Raw genomic sequence first — 15,522 nt, forward strand, 5'->3', positions numbered from 1 at the left:
GGCGTTTGAGGGGCGGGGTTTGGGGCGGAGCCCCAAGAACAACCCGGCTCCGCCGGGCACCGGGCTCCGCCCGGACCCGCGCCTCAAACGCCGGCGGGGCTGAACGTGCCCCCGCCGAGGCCGGATACGGCGCCTCCGGCAACCCCCGTGCACGGCTGTAGGAGGGCTCGAGCGGCTGTCGAGCGGTTCCCGTGAATCTGGACCCACCTGCACACGGACGGACCAGCCCCGGACCACCAGCAACGGCGAGTCCCGCGACGAAGGAGCTGATCCCGCGACCATGGTCACCACCGAGATCCACGCGACCTCCGCCACCCGACCCGCCGAGGCCCTCGCCCCGCTGCGCCGCGCCGCCCGGCTGGAGGCACAGCTCGGCGATCCGTACGACCCCGCCAACCCCCACGGCCTCGGCGCCCTCTTCGCCGCCGACGAGCAGCGCCGGCCGCCGGAGGCCACCGAGCAGCTGCTCACCGAGGCCGGGCTCGGGGCGGAGTTCGTGCCCGCCGAGTACGGCGGCCGGCTCACCCGCGCCGACCACCTGGCCAAGGTGCTGCGCCCGGTCTTCCGCCGGGACCTGGCCCTCGGCTTCGGCTTCGGCATCACCTCGCTCTTCGCCACCTCCGCGGTCTGGGCGGCGGGCACGCCGGCGCAGCGCCGGTTCACCGCCGACCTGCTGCTCGGCGGCGGCCGCGCTTCGATCGTCCACCACGAGATGGCGCACGCGAACGACATCCTGCGCGACGAGTTCACCGCCGGCGCCGCACCGGGCGGCGGCTACGAGCTCAACGGCCGCAAGGACGTCATCATCAACGCCGCCCGCTCCCAGGCGTACGTCGTCTACGCGCGCACCGACCAGGCCCGCACGCCGTACAGCCACTCCGTACTGCTCGTGGACCCTGCGGAACTGCGGCACGGCGTCGGCCACCTGCCCCGGGTCCCCACCACCGGCATGCGCGGCAACCTGTTCTCCGGGCTCGAGTTCACCGACTGCGCCGTCCCCGGCGATGCGCTCGTCGGCCGCCCCGGCGAGGGACTGGCCCTCGCCCTGCGCACGTACCAGGTCAACCGCTGCGTCATCGCGTCGACGGCCGTCGCCGCCGTCGACACCGTCCTGCACTCGGCCGTGCGCGCCGCCACCACCGGCCGCAGCCGTCCCCTGGCCCGCCGCTGGCACAAGCCGCTCGCCGGGGTCTTCGCCGACATGCTCGCCTGCGACAGCATGGCCACCGTCGCCCTGCGCGCCCTGAGCCTGCTGCCGGACCGCACCCATGTGCTCGCGGCCGCCGTCAAGTACGTGGTGCCCGACCTCCTGCGGGAGAACCTCGAAGAGCTCGCCTCCGTCCTCGGCTCCCGCGGCTACCAGCGCGGCACGCCCGAGTACGGCGCCCTCGAGAAGCTGTCGCGCGATCTGCCCGTCGCCGGTCTCGGGCACGCGGGCACCGCCTCCTGCCAGTCCGTGATCGTCCCCCAGCTGCGCACCCTCGCCGAACGGGCGTGGTTCCGCGAGCAGGAGCCGCCGGCCGAGCTGTTCCGCACCGGGGCCGCCGTGCCCGCTCTCGACTACCGGCTGCTCGGCATCGCCGACGGCGGCGACTTCCTCGCCGCATCGCTCGTCGAGTCCGCCGCGCGGCTGGCCGAGGTACGCGGGGTCGGGGGCCAGCTGGCCTTCCTCGCCGACCTCGCCGAAGGCTTCGTCGGCGAACTGCGCGCCCTGCGCGAGCGCTGCCTGGCCATTCCCGCCCACGGCACCCCGGCCACCCTGGCCGACCCCGCCCTGTGCGTGCTCAGCGACCGCTACGCCCTGATCCTCGCGGCCGCCGCGGTCCTCGGCACCTGGGAGGGGCAGGACGGCAGCGATCCCTTCCTGGCCGCGCCCGCCTGGGCTGTCCTCGCCCTCTCCCGGATCGGCGGCCGGCTCGGCATCCCGGTGCCCGAACTCCCCGACGGCTGCCTGGAGCAGGTGCTCGAGGAGCTGATGCGCCGCTACCGGTCGGGCCGCAGCTGCGACCTCGACGCGACGGAACTCGCGCAGTGACCCAGCCGCCGCGCACCGGCCCGGCACCCGCTGCACCACCGCACCTCCGCACTGCGCGCACCCCGTACACAGCACAGCCGGCACATCCAGCACCAGGGGAGGACAGCGCGATGACCGACGACGCGCCGCGCATCACCACGCCGGTCCACGTCACCGGGCCCGCCGGGCCGTGGAAGGAGGTGGAGGAGGGCATGCTCCTGCGCGGGAACGCCTCGGTGTTCACCACGTGGGGCGAGTGGCTCACCGCGGCGCTCGCGGAGCCCTCGCTGCGCCCGCTGCTCGGCCGGGACTGGCTGCGGTACCGGCAGACCACCGACCCGACGATCCGCTACCGCTTCGTCGCGTCCCGGCTGGCGGTCAAGTACACGGCGGCGGCGGCGCTCGGCACCGACCCCGCCGACCTGGACCTCGCGTACAAGATCGGCGGCCGTCCGTACCTGCGCGGCTTCGACCAGATCGACATCAGCCTGACCCACACCGACGAGCTGATCGCGGTGGGCGTCAGCCGCACCGGCAGGATCGGCGTCGACACCGAGCCCGCCGGCCGCAAGCTCTCCTTCCAGCTGTTGCAGGACCAGGTGTGCACGGCTGCGGAGAAGGCCGAACTCGCGGCGCTGCCCGAGGCGGAGCAGCCCGCGGCGATGCTGCGGCTGTGGACCCTGAAGGAGGCCTACACCAAGGCGCTCGGCCAGGGACTGCGGCTGGGCTTCTCCGAGTTCGGCTTCGCCACCGGCAGCGGGCGCAGCGCGGGGCTGCTCGCCCCGGACGGCAGCCCCGCTGCGCGCGGCGAGTGGGCGTTCGGCACGTACCCGGTGCTCGACCGGTACCTGATCAGCATCGCCTGCCACGACACGGGCCTGAACACCTCGCGCGACACCATGGCCTCCACGATGCTCGACGAGGGCTTCCTGACGATGGTGGCGGGCCTCCTCGACCAGGGCTGACGGCCGGCGGCACCACCGGTGCTGCGCCGTCGCTCCAGGCGCATCCGAGGTCCCCGTAGGAGAGTTGTTCCTGCGGCAGGCCACCGGTTCCCCCGTCCGGATGCAGGCCGCTCCTCTTGCCCCGCTGCCCGGCCACCCACGCCCAGGCAGCGGGGCACAGGCATGCCCCGGCCCCGTGCGGTTCTCCGGCGGGATTCGAGCGTGGCTGTAGCGGCTCGTCCGATGCTCGACGTGGCGACACCGGCCGGACCGGTGCCTCTGCGTCGAAAGGGCCGGTATGAGCAGCGTCGAGGGAAGAGCAACGGAGAGGATCCTCATCACCCGCGGAAACCCGACGGCGGAGGAAGTCGCGGCCCTGGCCGTGCTCTTCGGCGCCCGGCTCCGGCTCCAGCACGAGGCGCAGGCCTCACAGACGAGGGCCCGGGTGTACAAGCTGCCCCGGCGCCCCCGGCCGTCCTTCATCGCGCCGGGCTCCTGGGCCTCTTAGGCCCTTTCCCCGCAGCCCGTCCCCCACGGCGGAGGACAGTCCGTACGCCGCCCGTCAGGCCCCCGGCCGCGGGCGGCTTCGGCATGTCCGGGCCGCTCCGGTGGCGGCCGGGTGCTGCCGGTCGGCCGCGGCGTACACGGCGAGGAAGGTGGCCAGGTCCCGTACGGCGGGGCGGTCGCCGAGCGCGGTGACCGGCACTCCGCGGCCCAGGCCCGCGCACAGGGCGCCGTGGGCGCGCAGCGCGGCGGCCGAGACGTCCCCCGGCGGGTGGTGCGCGTCCGCGCCGGACGGCTCGCCGCCGCCCGTCATGCCGACGGCCTCCTCCCAGGCCCGGGAGAGCAGTTCGGCCGGGTGCGCGGGGTCGGGCAGGGGTTCGGGCTCCGGCCCGTCGAGTGGGAGGTACGCGTACGTGCCGGTCGCCATCGCTCGCTCTCCTTCGGACTCGCCTGGCGTCCGCGTCGTCGCGGCGCGTTCCAACGTAGGCCGCGGCCGCTTGAGGTGGGTTCGAAGGAGGCTCGATCGGAGCCGCAGAGACTGTCCATGTCCATGGGACAGGCCATGGAGGAGGAGGGCAGGCCAGATGACCATCGAGACGCTCGGCCGTACCCGGTCCGCGGCACCGGACCCGGCATTCGCCGCGCTGTACGCGGAGGTCCAGCGGTTCTACGACCACCAGATGCGGCTCTTCGACGCAGAGGAGGCGCAGCACTCCGCCGGCTCCGGCGACGCCCCGGGCGAGGCCCCGCGGCACTGGATCGGCATGCTCGACGCACGACCGCAGCCCGACGGCACGGTGCTCACCAAGTGCAGCGCGCTGGTCTACACGGCTCCGCGCGGCGGCGGCCAGAAGGGACTGCACGTCCGCGTCCTGGAGGACGTGCTGGTCCGCGCCGCGGAGGCGGACGGGTCGCACGGATGGGTCCTGCGGCACCGCTCCGTCACCCGCGACGACCTGGTGTGAAAGCCGACGGCGGACCGCCGTCAGCGCCCCGCGCCCGCGGTGCCGCCCGGCAGCAGCGCGGCGCAGGCCGCCGGCGTCGCGATTCCCGGCAGCACCAGTGCCCAGAAGCGGGTCAGGACAGGGGGCGAGAGCCACCGCTCGTCCTGACGGCCGAGGACTTCGAGACCGACCGTGGCCGCCACCACGAGGTCGGCCACCTCGTCCGCACGGACCCCGCCCACGAGCACGCCCCGGGCTTCGGCCCGGGCGAGGACGCCCCGTATCCACTCCCGCCAGTCGGTGCACAGGTCGCGCTGTGCGGCCTCGCGCCGCTGTGCCCCGCACAGTCCGAAACCGACCCGCAGGACGATGTCCTCGTCGAGAGCGCGCACGAGGGCGTGGGTGGCGTCGATCAGCCGCTGCAGGGCGTCGCCCGGCGGCTGCCGGGGATCGTCCGCCACGATCCGCCCCAGGCGGCGGGCGGCCTCCCGCTCCACCGCCTCGGCGAGTTCGGTCTTGCTGGCGAAGTGGAAGTGCAGTGCGCCGCTGCTCACCCCGGCCCGGGCGCTGATGGTGGCGAGCGAGGCCACCACCACGCCCTCCCGGTGGAAGGTCTCGGCCGCCGCCGCGATCAGCGCACTGCGCGTACGCACCGCGCGTTCCTGTCTCGCCATGGGGGCTCCGTACTGCGGGTGCTGCTGCCGTGCTTACGGGACGGCCCGGCTCCGGCCGCGGCGGCATCCACACGCACGCGACACGGCGATCATGGGCAACCTCCCTCGCGGACGGCTCAAGGCCGGGTGGAACGATCCGGCGTCGCGCAGGCGCCGCGCAGGGCCGACTCCGTGCGCGCACGCGGAAGGGCCCCGCGGCCGCAGCCGCGGGGCCCTCGGGCACTCCCGCCGTACGCCCGCCGGGCGCCGGCTCACACGGGGCGCAGCACCGCCGGAACGTTTCCGTAGCCGTTGATGAGGAACGTCGGCATGGGCTGCAGCTCGTCCACGGGCTTCGCGAGAGCCATGTCCGGGAACCGCTCGAAGAGCGCCGAGAGGGCGATGCTCGCCTCCAGCACGGCCAGCGGGGCCCCGGGGCAGTGGTGGGTGCCGTGCCCGAAGCCCAGGATGTCGCGGTCCCCGCGCAGTACGTCGAACCGTTCGGCGTCGGGCCCGTGGCGGTCCGGATCGACACCGGGAGCGGCGAAGTTGACGAGGATGGGGTCGCCCTTCTTGATGAGGACGCCTTCCAGGTCGATGTCCTCGACGGCGAAGCGCATCGGCGCGTAGGCACCGGGGGTGTGCGCCCGCATCGTCTCGAAGACGACGTCCTCCCACGTGGCCCGCCCGGCCCGGACGTGCTCCAGCTGCGCGGGATCGGCGAGCAGGGCCGCCGCGGCGTTGGCGATGAGCGTGCACACCGTTTCCTGTGCACCGCCGAACAACAGGAACAGCGTGCCGAGGAGCTCCTCCTCGGTCAGCCCGTCGCCGTCGTCGTGGACCGCCACCAGTGCGGAGATCAGGTCGTCGCCGGGGCGGGCCCGCTTGGCGGCTGCGAGCTCCGACAGCAGCCGGTAGGCGAGCATCCGCGCCGCTTCCATCTCCTCGCCGCTCACCGTGGTGCTGAACACCATGCGTATGGCGCCGTACAACTCGTCCGTGGCGGCGCCCTGTTCGACGTCGAGGAGGGCGCAGATCACCCGCACGGGGAGCTGCTCGGCGTACTGCGCGCGCAGGTCCACCACCTCGCCGGGGGCGCCGGCCGCCAGTTCGTCGAGGTACGCGGCGCTGATGCCCTCGATGCGGGTCCGCAGGCCCTGGGTGCGGCGGGCCGTGAACACCGGGGCGACCAGCCGCCGCAGCCGGGCGTGCTTCTCCCCGTAGGAGAAGAGCATGTTCTCGTTCGCCACCCACGGGTAGAGCGGCCATTCGGCCGTGATCCGCCCTTCGATGAACGCGGGCCAGTGCTGCCGGGCGTCCTTGGAGACGCGGGGGTCGACCAGCAGCCGTTCGACCAGCTGCTGGCGCACCACGGCCCAGGCGATCACGCCGCCCGGCATCTCCACCTCGACGGCCGGCCCCTGCGCACGGAGCCGAGCCGCTTCACCGTTGAGATCGCTCCCCATCACGTCCAGCACATAGGGGCAGGCACCCGAATCCACCGTGTGCTCCGTTCTGTCGTCTCACGTGCCGTGAGTCAGTACGTGCACACCGAGGGAACGGACCAGTCCTCCCCCGCCCCGGACGCTCCGGGGTCCATCAGTGGGGTGCCGACTCCAAGGTCTCCCGAAGCGCCACGGCGGCCTCGTACACCCGCCTTCCCCGGTCGGGGGCGAAGTCCATCTGCACGAGAACACCGGGCACCGCGATGGCGGTCATCAAGTGCCTTTGAATGTCGGTCACCCGATGCGTGATGTCCGCGTGCCCGGTCATGATCTTAGACAGAATCTGCACACCGGTGAAGGCTGCGACGAACATCCGTGCGGTCGTGGGAATGTCCACGTGGGGCAGCAGCTCCCCGCCCGCGCGGGCCTTCTCCAGCGTCTCGATGTTGTGGTCGATCCACCCCTGCATCGGAACGCTCCGGTCCAGCCCGTCCAGCGGGGCACCGGTCTCCACGGTGAGGCGGATACTCCCTCGCACCATCGGGTCGCCCTGCGCGAGCATGTACGCCAACAGCAGTGCCTCGTCCAGTCCCTGCTGGAGGCTCAGGTCCGTGGGCGGCACCGGCGGCATCGCCGCCAGCTGATTGGCGAGCACCGCCTGGGCGAGCTCGTCCTTGGAGGCGAAGTGGAAGTACAGGGCGCCCTTGGTGACCTCGGACCGCTTCAGGATCTCGGAGATCGTCGCCGCGTCGTACCCGACCTCATCGAACACCTCCGCTGCCGCAACGAGGATCTTCTCCCGCGTCCTGATAGCCCGCTCCTGCTGCGCCACAACACACCTCCCTGCCCCCCGTGGCCGTTAAAAATAAACCGTAAGGTTCGTATTCTAGCACCCGTCACATTCTGTAGCCATGCCCTTGCAGAGTGGAATCACTGGTGATGAGGGCCAGGTTGACGAAAACAGCACCCGCACAGTGGGGTGCGCTTTTCCTCGATTTAAAACCGGTCTGCCGGTTTCTGGGGCCCTCGAAGCGGAACCACCGCCACCTCCCCCGAACGCCCTGCTCAGAGGAGATGTGAGCACGTCACACCCCTAAAAGCCCTGTTCGGAGATCACCATCACGAGCCGCCGCCCACGACCCCCGGGGTGCGGTCGCCGGGCAGGAAGGGCCTTGAATAAAAACCGGTTGGTACGTATCTTATGGATCTGCGTTGCCACTTAATGGGTCCATCACGGGGGTTCCAGCGGCATGACCTTGCTCACGTTCCAGAAGGAGACAGACAGCAGCATCCGGGCGCACGAGGCGTCCGCCAACCCGACCACGACCGCGCGCAGAACCGTGGTTCCGGCCGTCGGCGAACTGGTACACCTGCTCTTCGACGGCGAGGACCGCGAGAAGGTCCACGAGCCCTGGCGCCGGATCATCGGTTCCCCCGGCTTCGCCTACCGTCCCGGCCTGAGCGCGGAGCAGCGCACGGCCCTGTCCTACGACCGGCTGCGCATGGTCAACGGCGTGGTGGACAACCCGGAAACGCTCGCCTCCGACCCCCGTCGGCTGGCCTCCCTGCACGAGTGGTCCGGTTTCATGGACAGCGGCGTGTGCACCCTCGCGAGCATCCACTACAACCTGTTCCTGGGCAGCATCCTCGATCACGACGGATACCGCAGGAACCTGTCCCGGTTCACGTCGCTGGACCGCACAGGAACGTTTCTGTGCACGGAGCTGGAGCACGGCAACGACGCAGCGGCCCTGCAGACGACGGCCACGCTCGACCCGGTCAGCGGCGGTTTCTTCCTGAACACCCCCGGCCCCGGCGCGCAGAAGTTCATGCCGAACACGAGCATGATCGGCGGCCCCAAGACCGCAGTGGTCGCCGCCCGCCTGATCGTCGAGGGCAAGGACCACGGGGTGTTCCTCTTCCTCACGCCGCTCAGCGACGAGATGGGCCACCTGCCGGGCGTCCGCGTCCGCAAGCTGCCCGACCGGGCAGGCAGCCCGGTCGACCACTGCCTCACCGCCTTCGACAACGTGTGGCTCCCGCGGGACGCCTTACTCGAAGCGGAGCACGGCCAGCTGGCGCCCGACGGCTCGCTCAGCAGCAGCCTGGGCAACCGGCGCAAGCGCTTCCTCCACTCCATCGGCCGCGTGACCATGGGCAAGCTCTGCATGAGCGCCGCCGCGCTCGGCGGCGCGCGCGCCTCGCTGGCCATCGCCGTCCGCTACGCCCACCACCGGCACGTCAGCGGGCCCAAGGCCGGCGAGCGCGTGCCCCTGACCGCGCACCGCAGCCACCACGAGCGGCTGCTGCGCTCCCTCGCCACCGCCTACGGGATGACCTTCCTCCAGCGCAAGGCCGTGAACCGGTGGGCCGACCGCACGCATCTCGACCGGGACGAGGCCGAGCGCCTGGTGGCCGTTGCCAAGGGCTGGATCACCTGGCAGTCGCGCGAGATCACCATCGAGTGCCGCGAGCGCTGCGGTGCGCAGGGGCTGTTCCACGTCAACCGCCTGCCCGACTTCCAGCCGAACATCGAGCTGACCATCACGGCCGAGGGCGACAACCTGGTCATCTGGCAGAAGGCCGCCTCCGAGATGCTCTTCGGCCACGACGTGCAGCTGAGCGATTCCCACGGCCTCCCGGCAGCGGACCGGGAGCTGACGGACCTGGACTTCCTGCGCGACCTCCTCGCCGAGGTGGTGGTCCTGTGGCAGAAGCGGGCCCGCGCGGCCCTGCGCCAGGGTCCGTCCGGCGACCCGATCGGCCGCTGGAACGAGACCTCGGGCCCGGCCCTCGAAATGGTCTCGGCCCACGCCCGCCTCGAAGCGGCGGACGCGTTCATCGAGGCCGCGGAACGAGCAGCCGACCCCGCGGCACGGTTCCTGCTCAAGAGCCTGTGCCGGCTCTTCCTGCTCCAGCAGCTGCGCGAGCACACGGGAGACCTGCTGGCCGAGGAGCGGATGGCCGTCCGGCACGTCCAGGACCTGCCGCGGACCGTGGACACCGTGCTCTGCGACCTCGCCCCGCACCTGATGACCCTGGTCGACGCTTTCGACCTGCCGGAGGAGGTCATGTCGGCCATCCCGATCGCCAACGGCAACTACGTGGACCAGTACCTCGGCAGCACCGGTGAGCGCACCGCGGGGCTGTTCGGCTGAGCCGTACCCCCACCGCTCGCCGCAGCACACCGGCCGCCGCCGACACGGCCGGTCACGCGGCGACGAGGACCTGCAGCTTCCGGCCGGCGGTGTGGTCCGCCGCCGGCCCGACCGTGGTCCGCACCACCACGGGCGGCGGCAGGGGCGCGGCCGGCACGCGGGCCGCGAAGACGACCAGGCGCAGGACCAGGAAGCGGCCGAGGCCCGCGAGTGCGGAGGCCGAGAGGTAGACGGCCTGCTCGGTCAGCAGACCGGGCGCGGGCCGGAGCAGGAACAGGACGGACATCGCGGCGCTGGTCGCGGCGTACGCGGCGGCGGCCGACCCGGCGGACTGGAGGTGCTCGCGCCGCCCCGGCCGCCGGCCGGCGCCGAAGGTGTAGCGGGCGTGCAGCACGGTGCCGAGGACCGTCGAGGCGACGGTCACCAGGGCGTTGGCCAGGGCCCAGGGCAGCAGTCCGGACAGCGCGGCGACGGCGGCGCCCGAGGCGGCGCCCAGCCCGCCGCCGCACAGCACGAAGCGGGCGAACGACGCCAACGGGCCGGGCGCTGCGGGGAGTTCGCCCGCTCGCTCCGTCGCCATGCCGTCCTCCGTGTGCCGTACACCGTTCGCTGCCCCGCACATGGTGCGGTTCCCGTAGGGCGTGCGCAACGCAATAAGGGGTGCGTGCAGCGCGGGGCCCGCCACGGCGCTCGCGACGACGCCCGGCCCGCGCGGTCCGCAGCGCCGGGTGCCGGTGCGGACCGGGCCCGCCGGGCCCGACCTCGGCGAGTCGTGGCGGGCGCTCCCCCGAGCAATCCAGAAGGTGCCCGGGCGGGCCGGGCGGAACGAGGATCAGGCGGCGCGAGCGCGATGCGCACCGAGGCGCGGGCCCCGACCGGTCCTCGCCGTCCGCCCTTTCCCCGATGTCCGACGGAGGACCCATGCCCGACCATCGACGGATGCTCGCGATCCTGCTGACGGCCGCCGGCGCCGTGGCGGCGACGCTCGTCCCCGAGCCGACCGCATCGGCCGCGCCGCCCACCGACTGCACCGCCGGCCACAGCGGCCTGGTGCCCCTGAACGACCTGGGCACCGGCACCTACCAGGGTCAGACGGGCGGGCTCTACCCGAACGGCAGCAACACCCGGCCCGCCGCGCACGACGCCGCCGGTGTGGACCTCGCGCAGAACCAGGTGCTCCCGCGCAACGCGTCGGGACAGGTCGACCTGGTCAACGGCAAGATCGTGCTGATCTCCATCGGCATGTCGAACACCACCCAGGAGTTCCAGAAGTTCATCACGACCGTCAACGCGTGGGGCGGCAAGAACCCCAAGCTGGTCCTCGTCGACGGCGCACAGGGCGGCAAGGACGCGAACGCCTGGGCCAACCCGTCGGACACCACCTGGTCCGTGCTCGCAACCCGGCTCTCCAGTGCCGGAGTGACCCCCGCGCAGGTGCAGGCGCTGTGGCTGAAGGAGCAGTTCGTCGGCGACAGCCTCGGTGCCTTCCCGGCCGGCGCGCAGACCCTGCGCAACGCCCTCGCCGGCATCGTGCGCAATGCCCGAACCGGCTACCCGAACCTGGCCGTCGGCTACGTGGCCAGCCGCATCTACACCTACAACCCGGTCCGCCAAGCGGGCGCGTACCAGCAGGGCTTCGCCGTCAAGAAGCTGATCGAGGACCAGATCAACGGGGACCCCACGCTCTCGTACGGCCCCGGCGGCGTCGCGCCCTGGCTGTCCTGGGGCCCGTACCTGTGGGCCGACGGGCTGGGCTCCGACCGCGTGGCGGGCGGCATCCCGGGGCGCAGCGACGGCCTCGAGTGGAAATGCTCGGACCTGGTGTCGGACCGGGTCCACCCCAGCGCCACCGGCCAGCAGAAGGTCGCCGACCTGATGCTGGCCCAGTTCGGGACGGATCCCACCACCACGCCCTGGTTCAACAACTAGGTTGGCTCGTAACGCAGTTGACCGTAAGGGAGAGCGAACGGCATGCCGCACATCGCGATACCAGCCCAGGTGCCGGGGATCCGTGGCCTGATGGCCAGCAAGCCCCTGTCCGGGCTGAAGATGAACGAGCTCGCCCAGCAGCTGCTGCGCGGGGAGTCCCCGCTCACCGTCGGCGAGCGGGAGGTGATCGCCGCGTACGTCTCGCACCTCAACAGCACCCGGTACTGCACGGGCTCGCACTCGGCGGCCGCCGCGCACACCCACGAGGGCGGCTACGACCTGGTGGAGGCGGTCAAGAAGGACGTGGAGACCGCGCCGGTCGACGAGCGGCTGCGGGCCCTGCTGCGGATCGCCGGGAAGGTCCGCGGGGATGCCCGCACGGTCGGCCCCGAGGACGTGGAGGCGGCGCGGGCCGCGGGCGCCGACGACGAGGCGATCCACGACGCGGTGCTGATCGCGGCGGCGTTCTGCATGTTCAACCGGTACGTGGACGGCCTCGGGGCGATCACGCCCGAGGACCCGGCGGCGTACGACGAGATCGGCCTCCACCTGGCCACGAAGGGCTACCTCCCGCCGTCCGGGGACTGATCTGCCCTGCACGGCCGGCCCCCGCCCCCGCCGGCCTTCCGGCCGGCAGGGGGCGCGGGGTCAGTTCGCGGCCGCGAGGACCGGCTCCGGGCCGTGCCCGGGCACCGCCGCCGACAGGGTGCGGACGTGGGCGCGGGAGAGGAAGGCGGCCGGCAGGGCCGGTACCAGCATCACCAGCATCCCGGCGACGAACCAGCCGGAGAGGCCGCGGTCGGCGAGGTAGGTGGCCAGCGCCGGGACCGCGCCGCCGAGCACTGCGGTGGTCACGGCGTGCGGCAGGCCCATGCCCAGGACGCGCACCTGCGGCGGGAAGATCTCCGAGAGCAGCTTGGGCAGCACGGTGGTGACGGAGACCAGGTAGACCACGCCGCTGCCGTAGGCGAGCAGCAGGCTGGCGAAGTTCCCGCTCAGGTTGAGGTAGCCGTACGAGCCGAAGACCGCGAAGAAGACGGTCACGCCCGCGAGGAACCTGGTCGCGCCGATCCGGTCGGCGAGCATCCCCAGCGGCACGTTGAGCACCAGCATGATGCCGACCGCGCAGACCACGACCTGGAACATCATCCCGGGCGGGGCCAGCCGCTGGCCCATGGCGGGCACCACCGCGGACCACACGCCGCTGACGGTGGCGATGCCCGAGACGATCAGTACGGAGAGCAGTACGGAGCGGCGGTGGCTGCGCAGGACCTGGCGCAGGGAGCCGCGGGAGCGGCGGCCGCGCACCTCGCGCTGGAAGACGGCCGTCTCGGCGAGGCGGTTGCGCAGCACCATGAGGACCACCCCGAAGACGCCGCCGACGAGGAACGGGACCCGCCAGCCCCAGGAGGACATGGCCGCGGGGCCCACGAGGGCCGTCATGATGCCGCCGATGGCGGAGGCGGTCAGCACGCCGAGGCCCGTGGAGAGGGAGAACAGGCTGCCGTAGAGGCACTTGCGCTTCTCCGGCGCCTCCTCCATCAGGTAGGCGGCCGCCGTGGGCCACTCGCCGCCCGCGGACATGCCCTGCCCGATGCGCGCGGCCACCAGCAGGAGCGGGGCGAGTATGCCTATGTGCTCGTACGTGGGCGCCACGCCGATGAGGACCGAGCCGCTGGTCATCAGGACGATCGACAGCAGCAGGGCGGGGCGCCGGCCGTGCCGGTCGGCGTACTTGCCCAGCAGGATGCCGCCGAGGGGGCGGGCCAGGACGCCGATGCCGAGGACGGCGAAGGCGCCGAGCAGCGAGGTGACCGGGTTGGAGGACGGGAAGAACTGTGCGGCGAACAGCGGGGCGAAGAGACCGTAGGCAAGCATGTCGAAGGACTCGACGGCGTTGCCCACGACAGTGGCGGCGACCGAGCGGCGGTTGGGCCTTGCCGGGGCGGGCGGTGCTGCGGTGGCGGTCATTGATTCTCCTGGGACGGGTCCGGGGGGAGTTGCGCCGTTGGCCGTAAGACTGGCGCCTCATCGTTGCGATCGCCCGGTTTCCGGCCAACTCCGAGGGTGCGGACCTGCGCAGGCCGCTGTCCCCGCAATCCAGGAGATGCCTCGTGACACGGCCGGATGTGACGCTGCGACGGTGAGCACCGGCCGGTGAATCGGCGATTCAGAAGAATCAGCGAAGGGGTTTTCCATGAGCGGCGATCTCATTGAGCGCACGAGTATTTCGGTGATCGAGAGGAAGGTGGCCGAGATCTGGACCGAGGTGTTGGGAGAGGCCGTCACGGAATTGGAGGACGCCACGTTCTTCGAGCTCAGCGGCGAGTCGATCGCCGCGGTCCGCATCGTGTCGCGGGTCGAGGACGAGCTCGGGATTCTGATCGACGTCGGCGACATATTCGAGGAGGACCCCACGCTGGGATCCCTCATCGGCATCGTCGCCGAGCGCGCCGGAATTTCCGAGTAACCAGTCCCTTCACCTCGCTTCACGAGATTCCGGGAGAAATTCCATGGAACAACGCTGCCCCGTCGTGCACACGCTTGACACCACCGGACGGGACATCCATGCCGAGGCCGCCGCGCTGCGCGCCCAGGGCGCCGCGACACAGGTGGAACTTCCCGGCGGGGTCCTGGCCTGGTCGATCAACGACTACGCAAGCATACGGAAGGTCCTGACGGATCCGCAGGTCACCAAGAGCGCCCGCAACCACTGGCCCAAGTTCATCAACGGCGAGATCCCGCCCAACTGGGAGATGATCAGCTGGGTCGCGATGGACAACATGGTCACCGCCTACGGCAAAGACCACGTCCGGCTGCGCCGCCTGGTCGGCAAGGCCTTCACGCCGCGCCGTACCGAGGCCGTCCGCCCGCTGATCGAGGGCCTGACGAACCACCTGCTGGACTCGCTCGCGGCCGTGGAGCCGGGCGAGGTCGTCGACCTGCGCGAGCGTTTCGCGTACCCGCTGCCCGCCATGCTCGTGGCCGAGCTGATCGGCATGGGCGAGGAGCAGCGCGTCGCCACGGCGAAGGTCATCGACATGATGGTGGACACCACCGTCAGCCCCGAGCAGGCCCAGTCCGTGCTGGCGAACTGGCGCGGTGCCATGGAGGAGCTCGTCGCGCAGAAGCGGGCCGAGCCGGGCGAGGACATCACCAGCGACCTGATCGCCGCACGGGACGAGGACGGCTCCCGGCTGTCCGAGGCCGAGCTGTGCGACACGATCTTCGCGATCCTCGGCGCCGGCTCCGAGACCACCATCAACTTCTTCGACAACGCCATCACGGCCCTGCTCACGCACCCCGGGCAGAAGGAGCTCGTGCTGTCCGGCAAGGCCGCCTGGGACGACGTCATCGACGAGACGCTGCGGGTGGAGTCGCCGCTGGCGCACCTGCCGCTGCGGTACGCCGTCCAGGACATCGAGCTGGACGGGGTGACGATCCCGCAGGGCGACCCGATCCTCGTCAATTACAGCGCGGTGGGCCGGGACCCCGGGCTGCACGGCCAGAGCGCCTGCGCCTTCGACATCACCCGCGAGGACAAGGAGCACCTGTCCTTCGGCTTCGGCCCGCACTACTGCCTGGGCGCCGGAGTGGCCCGGCTGGTGGCGACCGTGGGCCTGTCCACGCTGTTCGCGCGCTTCCCCGACCTGTCCCTGGCGGTGGACGCGGACGAGCTGCAGCCGCTGCCGACCTTCATCATGAACGGCCACCGCGCCCTGCCGGTGCGGCTGACCGCGGCCGTGCCCGCGGCGGCCACGGCCGCCTGAGACCGCGCGGGCCGCGCAGGCACACACGCAGCAGCCTGCACGGCCCGCGCGCACCGCACCTCGCGGCAGGCACCGTGCAAGGCCCCGGGAACAGCAGCGGGGGGGGGGGGGGGGGGGGGGGGGGGGGGGGGGGGGGGGGGGTTTCCTTTGCTTTTTTTCTT

The 15,522-nt window shown here is 72.1% G+C and carries 15 protein-coding genes; 9 read left to right on the forward strand and 6 right to left on the reverse strand.

Features of this window, described 5'->3' with window-relative positions; translation table 11 throughout:
- The first annotated feature begins 280 nt into the window (after window positions 1-280).
- The 3 genes from ACZ7H1_RS33295 to ACZ7H1_RS33305 all read left to right on the forward strand — a co-directional run bounded on the left by ACZ7H1_RS33295 (window position 281) and on the right by ACZ7H1_RS33305 (window position 3,466).
- Complete coding sequence (locus ACZ7H1_RS33295) at window positions 281-2,035, forward strand: acyl-CoA dehydrogenase (RefSeq protein ID WP_470791773.1); 1,755 nt, start codon at window positions 281-283, stop codon at window positions 2,033-2,035.
- 110 nt (window positions 2,036-2,145) lie between these two features.
- On the forward strand, window positions 2,146-2,979 hold the full coding sequence (locus ACZ7H1_RS33300; protein WP_470791774.1) for a 4'-phosphopantetheinyl transferase family protein: 834 nt from the start codon (window positions 2,146-2,148) through the stop codon (window positions 2,977-2,979).
- 277 nt (window positions 2,980-3,256) lie between these two features.
- A complete protein-coding gene (locus ACZ7H1_RS33305) occupies window positions 3,257-3,466 on the forward strand; it encodes an acyl-CoA carboxylase subunit epsilon (RefSeq protein WP_470791776.1) in 210 nt (69 codons plus the stop codon).
- Window positions 3,467-3,520: 54 nt separating this feature from the next.
- On the opposite strand, the gene ACZ7H1_RS33310 is transcribed toward ACZ7H1_RS33305, so the two are convergent.
- The gene (locus ACZ7H1_RS33310; RefSeq protein ID WP_470791777.1) at window positions 3,521-3,889 is read right to left on the reverse strand and encodes a hypothetical protein; all 369 of its coding nucleotides are present in this window, start codon (window positions 3,887-3,889) and stop codon (window positions 3,521-3,523) included.
- A gap of 157 nt (window positions 3,890-4,046) precedes the next feature.
- Between ACZ7H1_RS33310 and ACZ7H1_RS33315 the strand changes: the two genes are divergently transcribed.
- Window positions 4,047-4,427 (forward strand): nuclear transport factor 2 family protein, encoded by a 381-nt coding sequence (locus ACZ7H1_RS33315; protein WP_470791779.1) that lies wholly within the window; start codon window positions 4,047-4,049, stop codon window positions 4,425-4,427.
- A 20-nt stretch (window positions 4,428-4,447) separates the two neighbouring features.
- Here the strand turns inward: ACZ7H1_RS33315 and ACZ7H1_RS33320 are convergent, their stop codons facing one another.
- From ACZ7H1_RS33320 to ACZ7H1_RS33330, 3 genes are all read right to left on the reverse strand, one after another.
- Complete coding sequence (locus ACZ7H1_RS33320; protein WP_470791781.1) at window positions 4,448-5,080, reverse strand: ScbR family autoregulator-binding transcription factor; 633 nt, start codon at window positions 5,078-5,080, stop codon at window positions 4,448-4,450.
- A 251-nt stretch (window positions 5,081-5,331) separates the two neighbouring features.
- A complete protein-coding gene (locus tag ACZ7H1_RS33325) occupies window positions 5,332-6,525 on the reverse strand; it encodes a cytochrome P450 (RefSeq protein WP_470791782.1) in 1,194 nt (397 codons plus the stop codon).
- A 133-nt stretch (window positions 6,526-6,658) separates the two neighbouring features.
- A complete protein-coding gene (locus ACZ7H1_RS33330) occupies window positions 6,659-7,336 on the reverse strand; it encodes a ScbR family autoregulator-binding transcription factor (protein WP_470791784.1) in 678 nt (225 codons plus the stop codon).
- Window positions 7,337-7,754: 418 nt separating this feature from the next.
- Here ACZ7H1_RS33330 and ACZ7H1_RS33335 point away from each other — a divergent pair, with 418 nt between their 5' ends.
- Window positions 7,755-9,662 (forward strand): acyl-CoA dehydrogenase family protein, encoded by a 1,908-nt coding sequence (locus tag ACZ7H1_RS33335; RefSeq protein ID WP_470791785.1) that lies wholly within the window; start codon window positions 7,755-7,757, stop codon window positions 9,660-9,662.
- Window positions 9,663-9,714: 52 nt separating this feature from the next.
- Here ACZ7H1_RS33335 and ACZ7H1_RS33340 read toward each other — a convergent pair whose 3' ends face one another.
- A complete protein-coding gene (locus tag ACZ7H1_RS33340) occupies window positions 9,715-10,242 on the reverse strand; it encodes a hypothetical protein (RefSeq protein WP_470791787.1) in 528 nt (175 codons plus the stop codon).
- 341 nt (window positions 10,243-10,583) lie between these two features.
- On the opposite strand from ACZ7H1_RS33340, the gene ACZ7H1_RS33345 reads away from it, so the two are divergent.
- Entirely contained in the window at window positions 10,584-11,591 is a 1,008-nt protein-coding gene (locus tag ACZ7H1_RS33345) for a hypothetical protein (protein ID WP_470791789.1), read from the forward strand.
- Between the two features lie 90 nt (window positions 11,592-11,681).
- Entirely contained in the window at window positions 11,682-12,179 is a 498-nt protein-coding gene (locus tag ACZ7H1_RS33350) for a carboxymuconolactone decarboxylase family protein (protein ID WP_470791790.1), read from the forward strand.
- Window positions 12,180-12,239: 60 nt separating this feature from the next.
- Here the strand turns inward: ACZ7H1_RS33350 and ACZ7H1_RS33355 are convergent, their stop codons facing one another.
- Window positions 12,240-13,562 carry an MFS transporter gene (locus ACZ7H1_RS33355; protein WP_470791791.1) on the reverse strand — a complete coding sequence of 441 codons (1,323 nt, stop codon included), beginning with the start codon at window positions 13,560-13,562 and terminating at the stop codon, window positions 12,240-12,242.
- Between the two features lie 226 nt (window positions 13,563-13,788).
- Here ACZ7H1_RS33355 and ACZ7H1_RS33360 point away from each other — a divergent pair, with 226 nt between their 5' ends.
- Together ACZ7H1_RS33360 and ACZ7H1_RS33365 are read left to right on the forward strand one after the other, a co-directional pair.
- A complete protein-coding gene (locus ACZ7H1_RS33360; protein WP_470791793.1) occupies window positions 13,789-14,061 on the forward strand; it encodes a phosphopantetheine-binding protein in 273 nt (90 codons plus the stop codon).
- Window positions 14,062-14,125: 64 nt separating this feature from the next.
- Entirely contained in the window at window positions 14,126-15,361 is a 1,236-nt protein-coding gene (locus ACZ7H1_RS33365; RefSeq protein WP_470791794.1) for a cytochrome P450 family protein, read from the forward strand.
- Window positions 15,362-15,522 lie beyond the last annotated feature (161 nt).

The sequence above is a fragment of the Streptomyces sp. NPDC037401 genome (assembly GCF_055602345.1).